The organism is Aeromicrobium phoceense (assembly GCF_013868155.1).
Taxonomy (GTDB): domain Bacteria; phylum Actinomycetota; class Actinomycetes; order Propionibacteriales; family Nocardioidaceae; genus Aeromicrobium; species Aeromicrobium phoceense.
Genome location: NZ_JACEOG010000001.1, coordinates 2,012,749 through 2,028,317 on the forward strand (window position 1 = coordinate 2,012,749; position 15,569 = coordinate 2,028,317).

Annotated in this window: 12 protein-coding genes; 10 read left to right on the forward strand and 2 right to left on the reverse strand. The window is 72.9% G+C overall.

Annotated elements, in window-relative coordinates; all coding sequences use genetic code 11:
- Positions 1–40 precede the first annotated feature (40 nt).
- A complete protein-coding gene (locus H1W00_RS09725) occupies positions 41–3,838 on the forward strand; it encodes an alpha-(1->3)-arabinofuranosyltransferase domain-containing protein (RefSeq protein ID WP_181755520.1) in 3,798 nt (1,265 codons plus the stop codon).
- Here H1W00_RS09725 and H1W00_RS09730 read toward each other — a convergent pair.
- Positions 3,738–4,991 (reverse strand): acyltransferase family protein, encoded by a 1,254-nt coding sequence (locus H1W00_RS09730; RefSeq protein ID WP_181755521.1) that lies wholly within the window; start codon positions 4,989–4,991, stop codon positions 3,738–3,740. The two genes, H1W00_RS09725 and H1W00_RS09730, sit on opposite strands and share 101 nt — an antisense overlap.
- Positions 4,992–5,009: 18 nt before the next feature.
- On the opposite strand from H1W00_RS09730, the gene H1W00_RS09735 reads away from it, so the two are divergent.
- Genes H1W00_RS09735 through pgfA form a run of 4 tightly spaced genes read left to right on the forward strand, consistent with a single transcriptional unit; the run spans position 5,010 to position 8,366 of the window.
- Positions 5,010–6,092, forward strand: a complete 1,083-nt coding sequence (locus H1W00_RS09735; protein ID WP_194956255.1) for a GHMP family kinase ATP-binding protein — start codon at positions 5,010–5,012, stop codon at positions 6,090–6,092.
- The gene (locus tag H1W00_RS09740) at positions 6,074–6,721 is read left to right on the forward strand and encodes a D-sedoheptulose-7-phosphate isomerase (protein ID WP_181755522.1); all 648 of its coding nucleotides are present in this window, start codon (positions 6,074–6,076) and stop codon (positions 6,719–6,721) included. The genes H1W00_RS09735 and H1W00_RS09740 overlap by 19 nt, the downstream gene beginning before the upstream one ends.
- 2 nt (positions 6,722–6,723) lie before the next feature.
- Positions 6,724–7,323 (forward strand): D-glycero-alpha-D-manno-heptose-1,7-bisphosphate 7-phosphatase, encoded by a 600-nt coding sequence (locus H1W00_RS09745; protein WP_181755523.1) that lies wholly within the window; start codon positions 6,724–6,726, stop codon positions 7,321–7,323.
- A gap of 20 nt (positions 7,324–7,343) precedes the next feature.
- Positions 7,344–8,366 carry a cell envelope lipid trafficking protein PgfA gene (gene pgfA / locus H1W00_RS09750; protein ID WP_181755524.1) on the forward strand — a complete coding sequence of 341 codons (1,023 nt, stop codon included), beginning with the start codon at positions 7,344–7,346 and terminating at the stop codon, positions 8,364–8,366.
- A gap of 82 nt (positions 8,367–8,448) precedes the next feature.
- On the opposite strand, the gene H1W00_RS09755 is transcribed toward pgfA, so the two are convergent.
- Entirely contained in the window at positions 8,449–9,552 is a 1,104-nt protein-coding gene (locus H1W00_RS09755) for a glycosyltransferase family 4 protein (protein ID WP_181755525.1), read from the reverse strand.
- Positions 9,553–9,764: 212 nt separating this feature from the next.
- On the opposite strand from H1W00_RS09755, the gene H1W00_RS09760 reads away from it, so the two are divergent.
- From H1W00_RS09760 to H1W00_RS09780, 5 genes are all read left to right on the forward strand, one after another.
- Positions 9,765–10,457 carry a methyltransferase domain-containing protein gene (locus H1W00_RS09760; RefSeq protein ID WP_206679996.1) on the forward strand — a complete coding sequence of 231 codons (693 nt, stop codon included), beginning with the start codon at positions 9,765–9,767 and terminating at the stop codon, positions 10,455–10,457.
- The gene (locus tag H1W00_RS09765) at positions 10,454–11,188 is read left to right on the forward strand and encodes a class I SAM-dependent methyltransferase (protein WP_181755527.1); all 735 of its coding nucleotides are present in this window, start codon (positions 10,454–10,456) and stop codon (positions 11,186–11,188) included. Before H1W00_RS09760 ends, H1W00_RS09765 begins: the two co-directional genes overlap by 4 nt.
- Before the next feature lie 74 nt (positions 11,189–11,262).
- Complete coding sequence (locus H1W00_RS09770) at positions 11,263–12,195, forward strand: NAD-dependent epimerase/dehydratase family protein (RefSeq protein ID WP_181755528.1); 933 nt, start codon at positions 11,263–11,265, stop codon at positions 12,193–12,195.
- Between the two features lie 9 nt (positions 12,196–12,204).
- Positions 12,205–13,455: a M18 family aminopeptidase gene (locus H1W00_RS09775; protein WP_181755529.1), complete on the forward strand. Its 1,251-nt coding sequence runs from the start codon at positions 12,205–12,207 to the stop codon at positions 13,453–13,455.
- A gap of 14 nt (positions 13,456–13,469) precedes the next feature.
- A complete protein-coding gene (locus H1W00_RS09780; protein WP_181755530.1) occupies positions 13,470–15,503 on the forward strand; it encodes a CotH kinase family protein in 2,034 nt (677 codons plus the stop codon).
- The last annotated feature ends 66 nt before the right edge of the window (positions 15,504–15,569 follow it).

The following is a 15,569-nucleotide window of genomic DNA, read 5'->3' on the forward strand; positions in this document are numbered from 1 at the left end:
CGTCGCCCAACGGGTCAGAATCGCCGCCAGCACTTTGCTGGTGGCGATTCTTCCGTGGGTCGTCGCGCCCGGCCGCACCCAGCCCGACACCAAGCTCGACCTCACGGTCGCCCCGTGGGACTACCTCGCGCGGTCCCTGTCCGCCTGGAACTCCCACGCCGGCCTCGGTGAGCTGCAGAACCAGGCCTACGGCTACCTCTTCCCGCTCGGTCCGGTCATGGGCCTCGCCGACGCGATCGGCCTCCCCGGCTGGGCCGCCCAGCGACTCTGGTGGAGCCTGCTGCTCGTCGTGGCCTTCACCGGCACCTACCTCCTCGCGCGTCGCCTCGTCGGCCTGCGCCCCGACGTCGCCCTCGTCGCCGCAGCGCTCTACGCCCTGGCGCCGCGCGTCGTGACCGTCCTGTCCGAGATCTCGGTCGAGGCCTGGCCCGGCGCCGTCGCGCCGTGGCTCGTCCTGTCGGCCTGGACCATGGTGCGCCCGTCCACCGACCGCAGGGTGCTCGTCCGCGCGGCCGCCGGGACTGGGCTGCTGACCTTCGCGCTCGGCGGCGTCAACGCCACGGCCTCGGCGGTCGTGCTCCTCCTGCCGCTGTTGGTGATCGTCACCGCCCCCCGCGCGGCGCGCCGCGGGCGCGCGCTCGTGGCGTGGTCGGTCGCCGTCCTGGTCGGTGCCGCGTGGTGGGTCGTGCCGCTGCTCGTGCTGGGCCGCTACGGCTACCCGTTCCTGGACTTCATCGAGACCGCCCGGATCACCACGGCGGTCACGTCGGTGCCCAACGTCCTGCGGGGCGCCGACCACTGGATCGCCTACATCCTCGACGCCGAGTCCCATCCGGTGTGGCAGTCGGGTTGGGTGCAGGCCCAGGACCTCGTCGCCATCGTGAGCGGGATGCTGGTCGCCGGCGCCGGCGTGGCGGGCCTCGTGGTCCTCTCGCGCGACGGCGAGCGGCGCGACGTCACCCGCTTCCTCATCGGGTCGGCCCTCCTCGGCACGCTGCTCATGACGATCGGCCACGCCGGCGTCGTGGGCTCCCCGGTGGCCGAGGGCGTCCGGGCCTTCCTCGACGGGCCCGGGGCGGCTCTGCGCAACGTCCACAAGGCCGACCCGCTCGTGCGGCTCCCGCTCACGCTCGGGGTCGCCGTGCTGGTGTCGCACGGCCTGGGCCGGCCTCGTCGAGTCCCGAGGGCAGCGGTCGTGGTCGTGCTGGCGGCGGCGCTGCTGTCCCCGACCGCGCTGTGGGCCGGGCGCGGTGGCGACGCCAACAGCTACGAGGACATCCCTGCCACGTGGCGTCAGGCCGCCGAGGAGATCGACGCCCTGCACGAGCAGGACGGTGGTTCCACCCTGGTGCTGCCGGCCGCCCGCACCGCCGAGTTCACGTGGGGCAAGACGTCCGACGAGCCGCTCGTCGCGCTCGCCGAGTCGCCCGTGGTGGTCCGCCCCGCGGCGCCCCTGGGCCACCCGGGAGCGACGCGCCTGCTCGACCGGATCGACGCCGTGGCCGCCACCGGCGTGGCCCAACCGGGCCTGGCCGACCTCCTCGCCCGGATGGGAGTGGCACGGGTCGTCGTCCGCGACGGGGTGCTGCCCCTCGTCCAGGCGCAGCCCGCCGACCTCGTGGAGCAGACGCTCGAGCGGTCGCCGGGCTTCGCCGAGCACGAGCGGTTCGGCGACCTCGCGGTGTGGACCGTCGGGTCGGAGGCGGCGCCGATCGTCGAGTCGATGGCGGCCGACGCCCAGGTCGTGGTGTCCGGCGGGCCCGAGTCGCTCGATGACCTCACGTCGCTGGGACTGCCGTCGCGGGCGTGGACGACGATCTCTCCTGCCGCGCCGGACGCTGACGTCGTCACCGACTCGTTGCGATGGCGTCAGTTCAACAGCGGTCGTCCGGCCCAGCTGGCGTTCGGCCCCACGCTCGACGCCGCGGACGACGCACCCGAGCCGATCGGTGCGCGCGACCTGCCGCCCGCGGGGGATCGCTCGGACCAGCCCGTGCGCGAGTGGATCGGCCTCACGTCGGTCGAGGCGTCCAGCTCGGGGGCCGACCCGTTCGCCGCGGCGTGGGCGGGGACCGACGCGGGTCCCGCCGCCGCGCTCGACGGCGACCTCTCCACGGCCTGGCTCACCGACGAGGAGACCGACGGCCGGCTCTCCCTCGTGCCGGCCGAGCCGTCTCGACTGGGTCGCGTCACCGTGGTCCCGGCCCCGACGACACCGTCGGTCGACAGCGTCACGCTGCGCGCCCGGCGCGCCGACGGGACCACGCGCGTCATGACCGTCGACCTCGCTGCCGGCCGCGGCACGGCCGACTTCGGCGCCGAGGAGTTCGAGCGACTCGAGCTCGTGCTGCCGACGGCACCGCGGGCGGTCGTACGGGGGATCGCCGAGATCAGCAGCGACATCCAGGACTGGGGCTCGCGGATCAGGCTGCCCGGCGAGGTCGACCCCCGGCGCACCAGCATCGTGCTGAGCCCGCTCGCCGAGGATGCCGCGACCCCGCGGTGGGCCTTCGAGTCCACGTCCTCGTCTCGCGTCCCGGTCGAGGTCACGGCGCGATCGCGGCCGGGCCCCGACCTGGAGGCGCTGCTCGACGCGCCCGCGCGCTTCACCTCGGAGGACCGGATCGGCGACGACGCGACGAGTCGCCCCGGGGCGGCCTTCGACGGCGACCCGTCCACCGCGTGGCGGGTGCCGGCCGGCCGGGACGCGGCCACCGTCGAGGTCGTCCTCCCGGACACCACGGCGATCGGCCGGGTCTCCAGCGGGGGCACCGGCCTCGCTGGGATCCGGGCGTCGGTCGGCGGGCGGGTCACGATGCTGCCCCGCACCGGCGGCGTCGTCGAGGGGGAGGGCGACCGGGTCACCCTGACGTTCGTGCGCACGGCAGGCGAGGGGGAGTGGACCGTTCCCGAGGTCGACCTCGGCGCCATCGGAGCGCCCGGGCCCGTCCGCGTCCCCTGCTCGCCCGTGTTCGTCGGCACGTCCACCGTGGCAGTGGGTGGAACGGTGGATCGGCAGCTCCTGGTGAACGGCGACCCCGTGACCCTCGAGCCGTGCGAGGGCTCGGCGGCGGTCGTCGCGCCGGGCACGGTCGACGTCCGCACCGGTCTCCCGGCCGCGCTCCAGGTCGAGCGGGTCGTCCTCGGTTCCACCGAGTTCGGCTCCGGCGCCGGACGCTCGGTGCTGGCGCGCGAGGAGTCGCCCGGTCGCATCGTCGCCTCGGTCAGCGGGGGAGGCGACGCGGTCCTGGCGCTCGTGCAGGGTGCCAACGAGGGCTGGCGCGCCACGACCTCCTCCGGTCGCGAGCTCGAGCCCGTCACGATCGACGGCTGGCGGCAGGGTTTCCGGCTGCCCGAGTCCCTCTCCGGCGAGGTCGTGATCGACTTCGCCCCGTCGGCCGCGCACCGCTGGGGCCTCGCGTCCGGTCCGGTCGCCCTGCTGCTGCTCCTCGGCGCGCTCGTCGCCACGCGGCGCACCCGTCTCCCGTGGGACCGGTGGCCGGCACCCGCGACCGCGATCGACCGCAGGATCGGCTGGGGCGTGACCGGTGCGGTGGGCTTCCTGTGCGGAGGCCTCGCCGGTCTCGTGCTCGCGGGGCTGGCATGGGTGCTGCCGCGCCGGCTCGTCGTGCCCGTCTCCATCGCGGCGATGGCCGGCGGCGCGGTGGCCATGGCGGCGCTCGGCGTCGTCGACCGCACCTCGGCCGGCACGGTGATGGGTCAGCTGGCGGGTCTGTTCACGCTCTCGCTGCTGGCGCGGGCGCTGTTCGACGGCGCGCCGCGGCCAGGATCGGGCGCTCCACCAGCCACCACGACAGCGACGCGAGCGCCACGCTGAACCCGGCCACCGCGTACAGCGTCCACCAGAAGCCGGTGGCGAAGAGCTCGGCGCCCGTGACCTCGAACAGCACCTGAAGCACGACGACGTGCCAGAGGAAGACGCCGTAGGAGATGTCGCCGAGCCAGCGCGTGACGCCCCAGCGCGCCACCGTGTCCGCCGGTGTCCCGGGCGGGGGATCCTGCACGCACGCCGCCAGCAGGAGCAGGGCGAACACCGCGTAGAGGGCCTCCTTCGCCACGGCCTGGCCGGCGGTCGGGAGGGTGAGGTCGCGCGGTCCGGCCAGCGGTGACGAGGCCACGACGAAGACCACCACGGCGAGCAGCACGAGCGTGGGGCGCGAGCGCCAGACGGCCAGCAGGGCCGGCCGGGTGGCGAGGGGCCCGACGCCCCGGTGATGGCCTTCCGCGAGCAGCGCCACCGCGGCTCCCGCGCCGAACCAGGCGAGGTGACCCACGACGCTCGTGGCCAGCACCCCGGCGCCGCCGTCGGAACCCGCTCGGCTCCACGCGGCGGCCACGGCCTGGGCGAGGAGTCCGCCGGTGGCGACCACGGCCGTGACGGCGACGAGCGCCCCGACGCCGCGGGAGCCCCCGCGCCGCCACAGTCCCCGCGTCAGCAGGCCCCCGAGGACGGGGACGAGGACGTAGAAGGTGACCTCGGTCGTGAGGCTCCAGCTCTGCGTGAACGACTGGTAGTAGTCGCCGGTGTAGCCCTGCAGGACGAGGACGTGCGCGGCGACCTTCGCCGGACCACCCGCCCCTCCGGTGAGCCAGACGGCCGCGGCCAGGACGCCCGCGAGCGCGAGCCAGTACGCCGGCAGGATGCGGGCGGCGCGGCGGACGGCGTAGCGCGCTGTCGCGCGGGCCTCGCGCCCCGTCCCGTCCAGGCCGCGGGCGATCGCGGGCCGCAGGAGCAGGAACGCGGAGATCGCGAAGAACACCGCCACACCGGCGTCACCCCGGGCCACGAACCCCCCGACGAGGTCGATCGAGGACGCCCCGGTCCAGAACCCGACGTGCGAGACGAGCACCAGGCCCGCGGCGACGGCACGCAGGCCGTCGACGAGACGCAGGTGGCCCATGTGCCCTCCGGGAGCGAGTCGGATCAGGTAGGTTGACGTGGCACTGCGCCCGGCAGGGCGATGCGTCACCTCTGGAGGCTAGTACGGATGACACAGCAGTCCCACCCCGTGTCGACCGATCCCGGCGCCGCCGACGTGCGCCGTCCGGTGCTCCGGGCGCGGGCCCCGCTGCGGATCTCGTTCGCCGGTGGTGGCACCGACGTGGCGCCGTTCCCCGAGCGTGAGGGTGGCGCCGTGCTGTCGGCCACGATCTCGGCGTACTCCTACTGCACCCTGCGACCGCGGGCCGACGGCCAGGTCACGATCAAGTCGCTCGACTACGGCTACTCCGTCGGGTTCAACGTCGACGACGACCTCGAGCTCGACGGCCAGCTCGACCTGCCGAAGGCCACCATCGCGCGCCTGCGCCAGTACCCCGGCGCCGTCTCGGCCACCGGCTTCGACCTCTTCATCCACACCAACGCCCCGCCCGGCTCGGGCCTGGGCTCCTCGAGTGCCGTGATGGTCGCCGTGATCGGCGTCGTCGCCCAGCACCTCGGCCTCGACCTGACCGAGTACGAGGTCGCCGAGCTGGCGTACCGGCTCGAGCGCGAGGACCTGCAGATCCCCGGTGGCGCCCAGGACCAGTACGCGGCCGCGTTCGGCGGGTTCAACTACATCGAGTTCACCGACCAGGTCGTCGTCAACCCGCTGCGCATCCGCGACTCGACGATCCACGAGCTCGAGCACAACATGCTGCTGGCCTACACCGGCAACACGCGCGTCAGCGACCACATCATCGACGACCAGGTGTCGCGCTACGAGCGTGGCGAGGAGACCGCACTGGAGGGCCTGCGGGCCCAGAAGGAGCTCGCCGCCGAGATGAAGCTGGCCCTCGTCCGCGGCGAGGTCGACACGCTGGGACGCCTGCTCGGCCGCGCCTGGGACGAGAAGCGCAAGATGTCCGACCGCATCGCGACTCCCCTCATCGACCAGGCCATCACCAAGGCCCTCGAGCTGGGCGCCCTGGGCGGCAAGGTCACCGGCGCCGGCGGCGGAGGCCACCTGGTCTTCATCTGCGAGTTCGAGCGTCGCCACGTGGTGGCCGAGGAGCTCACGCGGATGGGCCTGGGCGTCTCGGAGTTCACGTTCTCGAGGGAAGGTCTGGTCACGTGGAGGGGACAGAGTTGACGGTCCGGCACCAGTTGCACAGCGCGTCCGAGGACGCGATCACCCAGGTCGTGGCGCAGCGCCAGACGCTGGGCATCGAGGCGTGGGCCAGCCTGGCTCGCGCCCTCGAGGAGCCGGCCCTGGTCGAGCAGGTCGACGCCGCGGGCCGCGCCGTCGTCGAGACGCTGCGATCCGGCGGCACGGTCCTGGTGGCGGGCAACGGCGGCAGCGCCGCGATCGCCAGCCACGTCGCCGCGGAGTTCGTGGGCAAGTGCATCCTCGACCGCGCGCCGCTCCCGGCGGTCTGCCTCGCGGACTCGCTCACCTCGATCACCGCGGTCGGCAACGACTACGGCTTCGACGACGTGTTCGTCCGCGGCGTGCAGTCGCTCGGTCGTCCCGGCGACCTGCTCATCGCGATGTCCACCAGCGGGCGTAGCGCCAGCATCCTGCGCGCGCTCGACGCCGCCCGCGAGCGGGGCCTGGCCACCGTCGCGCTCACCGGCGAGTCGGGCGGCGACCTGCCGGGCCGCGCCGACCACGTGCTGCACGTGCCGTCGGACTTCACGCCCCGCATCCAGGAGGTCCACATGCTGTGGGCCCACGCCTGGTGCGAGGCGGTCGACGTGCTGTCGCAGCCGACGTCCTGACCATGTGGTCGGCCGAGGCGCTGCTCGGGCGTGACACCAGCGAGATCCCGCCGCCCGAGCGCGACGTCCCGTGGGACCTCGTGCTGCTCGACCGCGACGGCACGCTCAACGTGCACCGCCCGGGCTACATCGCGTCCCCGGCCGAGCTGAGGCTGCGGCCCGGCGCCGCCCACGCCGTCGGCCAGCTCACCCGCGCCGGCCTGCGCACCGTCCTGGTCACGAACCAGCGCGGGATCGCCACCGGACTGCTGACCGAGTCGCAGCTGGTCGAGGTCCACGCCGCCCTGGTGTCGCGGCTCGCCCGGGCCGGGGGGCGGCTCGACGCGATCGAGGTGTGCCCCCACCAGACCGGCACCTGCTCGTGCCGCAAGCCGCTCCCGGGCATGCTGCTGCGTGCCCTCGCGCGAGCGCCGTGGGCGCGACCCGAGCGGGTCGTGATGGTGGGGGACCAGCCCAGTGACGAGGCCGCCGCGCACGCCGCCGGAGTCGCGTGGCTCGACGCCGGACCCTCCGGCGTGGGGAGCGCCCGCATCGCCGACGTACTCATCAGTAGGGATCCGCACCGGAGCGGTTCCGTGGTGCTACGCTCTCGCGAGAGGTAACTCACAAATACTTGTTTTGCATGACCTATTCGGAGGCACTTGTGCGGAAGTTTTCTCGTGGCGCGGTGGCGTTCCTGACGCTCGGAGCGTTCCTTCTGACGCTGGGCGTCGCGATGAAGGTGTACGCGTACGACCGGCTCGCGGTGGTCCCCCTGGACCAGAACACGCAGCAGGTCCTCGGCGACGACAACGCGAACTTCTTCGACGCCGACAACGTGGCCCCCGGCTCGGGCGCGATCACCACCATCGCGACCGTCATCGGCGACCCTGACCTGGCCGAGGAGGCCGCCGACGAGAACGACGGCGCCAACGTCGGCGTGTTCACCAAGGGTCAGAGCACCGACAACAACGACCAGGCCCCGCCGATCGACTTCCTCGAGCAGACGTTCGCGATCGATCGCTTCACCGGCGAGGCCGTGCCGTGGTCCGGCAACTCCCAGAACGGTGAGCCCATCGACTACGAGGGCCAGATCATCAAGTTCCCGTTCAACACGCAGAAGAAGAGCTACGAGTATTGGGACGCGACCATCAAGGCGCCCATGACGATGGAGTACGAGGGCACCGAGAAGGTCGAGGGCACCGACGGCTCGATCGACACCTACCGCTTCACCGGCTCGGTTCCCGAGACCGAGTTCGGCATCCGTGAGGTCCCGCGCGGCATCTTCGGTCTCGAGGACACCAACTCGGTCGAGGCGACGCGCACCTACCAGAACGACCGCACCATCTGGGTCGAGCCCGAGACCGGCGTCATGGTCAAGGTCCAGGAGGCCCAGAAGCAGTGGCTCAAGCTCGACGAGCCCGGTGCCGAGGACGTCGTCGCCATGGACACGGTGAGCGCGTCCACGCCCGAGACGGTCCAGGCCACGATCGACGACTACGGCTCGAAGGTCGGCGTCCTGAAGGCCGTCCGCACCTGGCTCCCGCTGGCCATCGGTGGCCTCGGCGTGCTGTTCATCGTCGTGGGCATCGCGTTCGCGGTCCGGTTCCGCAACCAGCGCAACTCGGACGTCGACAGCGACGACGACGCGTACGCCACCGCCTGACGCATCGCAGCGCAGACAGACGGGCCGCCGTCCCCTTCGGGGGGCGGCGGCCCGTCTCGTCGTGTGGGGGCGTGGGAGGGGCTCAGGGACGCGCGACGCGCTCGACCAGGTCGGTCAGCTCGTGCCCCGTGCGGTCCCAGTCGAAGCGCAGCGCGAACTCGCGGGCCGCGGCGCCCAGCTTCGCGCGCTCGTCCGGATCGGCCAGCAGGCGACGTAGCCCGGCGATGAACTCCTCGTCGGTGTCCACGAGCAGTCCCGTGTGCCCGTCCTGGACCGACTCCTGCGTGCCACCCGCGTAGCGGAAGGCCACGGTGGGCACGGCGTGGTAGCCCGCCTCGAGGATCGTCAGGCCCCAGCCCTCCTTGATGGAGGGCATCGCGAGCGCGGCCGCTCCCGCCAGCAGGGCGTGCTTCTCGTCGTCGCTCACGTGGCCGTGGAAGACGACGCGGTCACTGACGCCAGCCTGTCGCGCGTGCTCGACGAGGGAGTCCATCCAGTCGCCGCCGCCGATGACGTCCAGCGCGATGTCGGGGTACTCGGCGGCCAGGGCGGCCACGGAGTCGATCGCCAGCTCCACGCGCTTGTGCGGGACGAGGCGGCCCAGGCACGCGAGGCGCGTGCCCCGCTCGGGCTCGGGCTCCTCCTGCAGCACGTGGTCGGGTGCCTCGTTGCCGCTGTAGACCACCGAGACACGGGCAGGATCCACGCCGACGGCGGCGAGCTCGCGGCGGGACGCCTCCGACACCGTGACGTACTGCTGGCGGCGGTAGACGAACGGCGCCACGTGGGACTCCAGGAACCAGCCGACCGAGGAGATGGGGCGGGGGAAGAAGGTGAACCACTGCTCGCGGTGGACGTGGTGGACCACGGCCAGCAGCGGCTTGCTGAAGACCAGGGGAGTCCAGAAGGGGACGCCGTTCTGGACGTCGATGACGATGTCGTAGTCGCGGCGGAGGCGCCACACGTGCCACAGGCCCCGCGGGTACACCGTGAACCGCCCGCCGGCCCGCACGATGCGGAAGCCGTGGCGCTCGGTCCGCGGCGTGCCACCGGGGAAGGAGGACGCGAACAGCACCACGTCGTGGCCGCGCTCGGCCATGGTGGCCGCCGTCCGCTCGGCGAACACCTCGGCGCCTCCGGCCTCGGGATGCTCCAGGTCACGCCAACTGAGGATGGCGATGCGCAATCCGCTGATAGCGTGCTCTCCTGTCCGTGCGAGGGGTGAGGTGGCCGATGTCCTGTGAGGTGTGTTCGACACCGACGACGTCCGTGACCCTGCGGGACGGTCGCTCAGTGCTGCAGACCTGTCCGAAATGCTCTCACATCGAACGCGATCCGAAGGCCGCTCCGGCGCATCCGCGAGACGTCGCGTACGGCGGGGACCCCGGTCTCGACCGGGTGCGCCTCGCACTGACGTCGCGCACGCTGCGCCGCGCCGCCCCTTTGGATCCCGGCGCGCGCGTGTTCGAGATCGGCTTCGGCGGAGGCGCGATGCTGCGGAGATACCTCGACGAGGGCCATCCGGTCGCCGGCTGCGACCCCGACCAGCTCCGTGTCGACGTCGATCCGCAGGTGCGGGCGCAAGCGGAGCTGTACCCGTGCGGGATCGAGGAGGTCCCGGCGTCGGCCGAGGCGGCCGACCTCGTCTACGGCGTCCACGTCGTGGAGCACGTGCAGGACGTCGGTGCCCTGGCCGCGGCCGCGCTGCGGCTGCTGCGCCCCGGCGGACGGGTGCTGTTCCTGACCCCCGCGGCCGACAGCGCCTCCCTGCGCGCGTTCTCCGATGCCTGGTGGCTGCTGGAGGATCCCACGCACGTGCGGTTCTTCTCGGCGGCCTCCATCACGCGGCTGCTCGCGGACGCGGGCTTCCGCGACGTCCGCGTCACCCGCTCGCTCACCGACAACCTCACGATGGAGGGCGCCAGCCTCGTGCGCCGGCTCCGTCCGAGCGACCGCCCGGCCGGGGTGCTGGCCTCGCGGGCCACGCGCTGGGTCGCGATGGCCCTGGCTCCCGCGGCGCTGCTGCTGCGGCTGGTGCACCCGCGCTGGCGGCCGACGCTGGTCGTCACGGCCACCCGGGCGGCCCGATGAGTCCCGACGGCCTGCGTCGCTCGGTCCGGCTGTTCCGCGCCTTCCTCGTGGAGCAGACCGAGCCCGACCACTTCTACGGCACGCTCGCGCGCGACTCGGCCGACCTCGTCGAGCAGCAGATGTCCCTGCGCGGCAAGCTCGTCGTCGACGTCGGGGCGGGGCCGATGGAGTTCGCCCAGGAGTTCCGCCGTCGCGGGGCCCGCTACATGGCGGTCGACCTCGACCCCGACGTCCCGGCGCTGGCCGACGGGGGGGTGGCGGCGGGCGCCGCTGCCCTTCCGTTCGCCTCCGGCTCGGCCGACCTGGTGTTCAGCTCGAACCTGCTGGAGCACGTGCGCTCCCCGCAGGTCGTGGCCGACGAGCTGCTGCGGATCGCCCGGCCCGACGGACTGGTCTTCCTCTCCTACACGAACTGGTGGTCGCCGTGGGGCGGTCACGAGACGTCGCCGTGGCACTGGCTCGGCGGCCGCCGCGCGATCGCCCGGTACACCCGCAAGCACGGCCATCCGCCGAAGAACCGTGTCGGCGAGACGCTGTTCAAGGTGTCGGTGGCGTGGGGGATGCGGTGGGCCCACCGGACCCCCGGCGTCCGCGTGGTCTCGGCGCGTCCGCGCTACCTGCCGCGCTGGGCCGCGTTCATCGTGCGCGTCCCGGTCGTGCGCGAGGTCCTGTCGTGGAACCTGTTGCTCCTGGTCAGACGAGAAGATCGCGAGAGCCCTCGTCAGGACTGAATCCCGGGGTACCCTGTGAACTGAGTCCTACTCGCCAGTAGAAACCTGGCGGGCTCCGACGAAGGGATGCACGGATGCGCGCGTTGGTTGCTGGCGGCGCCGGTTTCGTCGGGTCGCACCTCGTGGAGCGCCTCGTCGACGCAGGGCACGAGGTCGTCGTGGTCGACGACTTCAGCACGGGTCGGCGCGAGAACCTCGCCGCCGTGTCGCACCAGGTCACGATCGTCGACGCCGACATCTCCGACGCCGCCGCCGTCGACGCGATCGAGGGCCCGTTCGACCAGGTCTACAACCTCGCCTCCCCGGCCTCCCCGGTCGACTACCACCGGCTGCCGATCCACACGCTGATGACGGGGTCGATGGGCGTGAAGAACACGCTCGACCTCGCTCACGCGCACGGTGCGCGCTACCTGCTGGCCTCCACGTCCGAGGTGTACGGCGACCCGCAGGTGCACCCCCAGCCCGAGACGTACCTGGGCCACGTCAACCCGGTCGGCCCGCGCTCGGTCTACGACGAGGCCAAGCGCTTCGGCGAGGCCATGACCGCGGCCTACCGGCGCGAGTTCGGCGTCGACACCAAGATCGTCCGCATTTTCAACACCTTCGGTCCGCGCATGCGCGTCGAGGACGGTCGCGCCATCCCGAACTTCGTCCACCAGGCCCTCACCGGACGCGAGATCACGGTGGCCGGCGACGGTCACCAGACCCGCTCGATCTGCTACGTCGACGACCTGGTCGGCGGGCTCGTCGCGATGATGGAGTCCACCGCGACCGGGCCGGTCAACCTCGGCAACCCCGAGGAGATCTCGATGATCGACCTCGCCACGTGGATCTGCGACCTGGCCGAGTCCGGCTCGCAGATCGTGCATGTGCCCCGGCCGGTCGACGACCCCCAGATCCGTCGTCCCGACATCACGCTGGCGGGCGAGCTCCTGGGCTGGGCGCCGTCCACCACGGCCGAGATCGGCCTGAAGGCCACGATCGAGGACTTCCGCAACCGTCGTTAGGGTGGCGCCATGCACGCTGCGGACCGCCTGATCTCCTTCGTCGACGCCTCGCCGACGCCCTTCCACGCCTGCGAGACAACGGCCGTGCGGCTGCGCGAGGCCGGCTTCACCCAGGTGGACCCTCGCGACGCGTGGCCCACCGGCGCCGGGAGCCACTTCATCGTCACCGGCGGAACGCTCGTGGCGTGGTCGACCGGCGCCGAGGCCCCGGCCCATGCCGGCTTCCGCATCGTCGGGGCCCACACCGACAGTCCCAACCTGCGCCTGAAGCAGCACCACGACGGCTGGCGCGAGGGTCAGGCCACCGTCGCGCTCGAGCCCTACGGCGGCCCGCTGCTGGAGTCGTGGCTCGACCTCGACCTCGGCATCGCCGGCCGCGTCGCGCTGCGCGACGGCAGCACGCGCACGATCCGGGTCGACGAGCCGCTGCTGCGGGTGCCGCGGCTGGCGATCCACCTCGACCGCGACGGCTCCAAGGTGGACCGTCAGCGCCACCTCGACGCGCTCGCGGGGCTGACCCGCCGGCCGTTCCTCGAGGTCGTGGGGGAGCGGGCCGGCTTCGCCGCGAGTGACGTCACCGGGTTCGACCTCATGACCTTCGACCTCCGTCCGGCGGGCCGCACGGGTCCCGACCGCGAGCTGGTCGCCGCGCCGCGCCTGGACAACCAGGCCACGTGCGCCGCGGCCCTCGACGCCCTTCTCGGTGCCACGGAGGCGGCCGATCCCTCCGCCCGCCTCGTCATGGTGCTCTTCGACCACGAGGAGGTCGGCAGCACGTCCGAGCGCGGCGCCGACTCGCCGCTGCTGTCCTCGGTGCTCGAGCGCATCGTGCTCGCCGCTGGCGGCACCCGTGACGACGTCTTCCGCTCGTTCGCGGCGTCGGTCTGCGTCTCCGGCGACATGGCGCACGCCACGCACCCGAACCAGGCGGACAAGCACGAGCCGCTGCACCGGATCGAGCTCGGCGGCGGCCCGGTGCTGAAGGTCAACCAGAACCTCCGGTACGCCACCGACGGGGTCGGCGCGGGCATCTTCGCCGCCGCGTGCGAGGCCGCCGGCGTGCCGCTGCAGCGCTACGTGCACCGGGCCGACCTGCCGTGCGGCTCCACGATCGGGCCCATCAGCGCCGCCCGGACCGGTATCCTGACGATCGACGTCGGAGCCCCCCAGCTCGCGATGCACTCTGCGCGCGAGGTGATGGCGGCGGCCGACGTCGAGTCGTACGGACGGGCCCTTCGCGCGTTCCTGACCTCGGACTGAATCGGAGCGATCGCATGACCCGGGCCCTTCGCCCCCTGCTGTGTGGCCTGAGTGGTCTTCTGGTGCTGGCGGGGCTCGCTGTGGCGGCCCCGGCTCAGGCGGCTCCCGTTGCGTCGCTCACGGCGTCGCGCTCCACGGTGATGCCCGACGAGAACTTCTCCGTGGTGGTGAGGACGGGCACGCGCGTCAAGCGTCCGGTCGTGCTCAAGCACCGCCAGGGGAGAACGTGGCGGTCGGTCCGTACCACCACCGACGCCCGCGGAACCGCCCGCATCACCGTGGCGACGGCGCGTCGCATCGAGCTCCGCGCCACCGTCCCGAAGGTCACGGTGCGCGGGAAGAAGTACAAGGCACTCTCGACGAAGCGCGTCGTCGTGCGCACGGCGGCTCCGGCCGCGACGGTGTCCGTGGTGACCTCGTCGGAGCGGGTCGCCGTGACCGGCCGGGCGACACCGGCCCGGAAGGGTCGCAAGCTCAGCCTCCAGCGTCTCGACGGCGGGACCTGGCGCACGATCATCGCGGGCCGAGCGGGCAACGCAGCCGGTCGTGTGGACTTCGGAGCCGTGGGGACCCAGCGGGACCTCGGCGGACGGTCGTTCCGCGTCGTCGCCGGCGGGTGGAAGGGTGCGCCGCGGGTGACCGGCGCCGCGAAGGTCGTCCCCTCGCTGCCGGCCCCGCCGCGCGACCCCCAGCCGGAGGAGCCGCTCGACGAGCCCGATCCGGAGCCCACCGCCGAGCCGACCGTCGAGCCCACGCCCGAGCCGGCGCCCGCGGTGACGCAGCTGTCGGTGACGATCCGCGGCGTGGGCGACCTCGATCCCTGCACCGAGGTCATCACGACCAAGACCGACTACGTCAACGGCACGATGACGTTCCGCGACCGCGACGGAGGCGCGCCCCGGTCGGTCGCGGCCCGCCTGCGGGTGCGGGGCAACTCCACGGCGTCCATCGCCCGGAAGCGCCCCTACAAGGTCAAGCTCGACGCCTCGGCGTCGCTGCTCGGCATGCCCGCGAGCAAGGACTGGGTCCTGCTGGCCAACCACTTCGACCGGTCGATGCTGCGCAACGACCTCGCGATGAGGGCGGCCCGGATGCTCGGGGTCCCGTGGGCGCCGCGGCTCGAGTCCGTCGACCTGCGGATCAACGGCCGGCTCTGCGGGGTCTACCAGTTCGGCGAGGGCATCGAGGCCCAGGACGGCCGCGTCGAGCTCCAGGACGGTGACACGCTGCTCGAGGCCGACACGAACGACGACACGGATCCGCAGTTCCGCACCGAACGGGGCCTGCGCGTCTTCCTCAAGGCCGGTGAGACGAAGCACGTGAACCGCGTCGAGGACGCGTTCCAGGAGGTCGAGGACCTGCTGTACGACGAGAGCTTCCCGGACAACGGCTACCGCGACCGGATCGACGTCGACTCCTTCGTGACCATGTACCTCGTCAACGAGCTCACGAAGAACCTGGACGCGGGCTTCCGCAACAGTGTCTACCTGGTGATGCGCGCCGACGGCACCCTCGCCATGGGCCCGCCGTGGGACTACGACGTCTCGCAGGGCCTGGTCGACCTCGGGTACGCCGGCGACCTGCACCGGCCCACGGGGTGGTGGATCGGGCGCCTGTTCCACCCGCTCTTCCCCGATGACGCCTGGCGCCAGGCACTGCTGCCGTCGCAGCTGTGGAAGGAGCCGGGCGGCCACTACTACAACCGCCTGCTCACCGATCCGTGGTTCGTCGAGCAGGTCCGCGACCGCTGGCGCGAGGCCTCGCCGGCACTGGCGACGCTGGCGGGGCACGTCGACGCCGAGTCGGTGCGCCTGCTGGACAGCGCCGCCGCGAACTTCACGCCGCGCGAGGACGGCGGAGCGGGCCAGCTGGTGTGGGCGGCGCCCGAGGAGATCGGCTCGTGGACCCCGATGCTGCAGTTCGCGAGCGAGCCCGACTCCGGCGTCGCGCCCGGTGAGGGCTGGCTCAGGGAGACGGCACGGCTGCGCGACTGGATCGCCGGCCGGACCGCCTGGATCGACGAGCAGTTCGCATCGTCCGACGGCTGAGCCGCCGGTTTTACGTGGGCCCCCGCCGTGTCGTAGACTGACAGTTGCGCTGGTTCCGGCATGCCC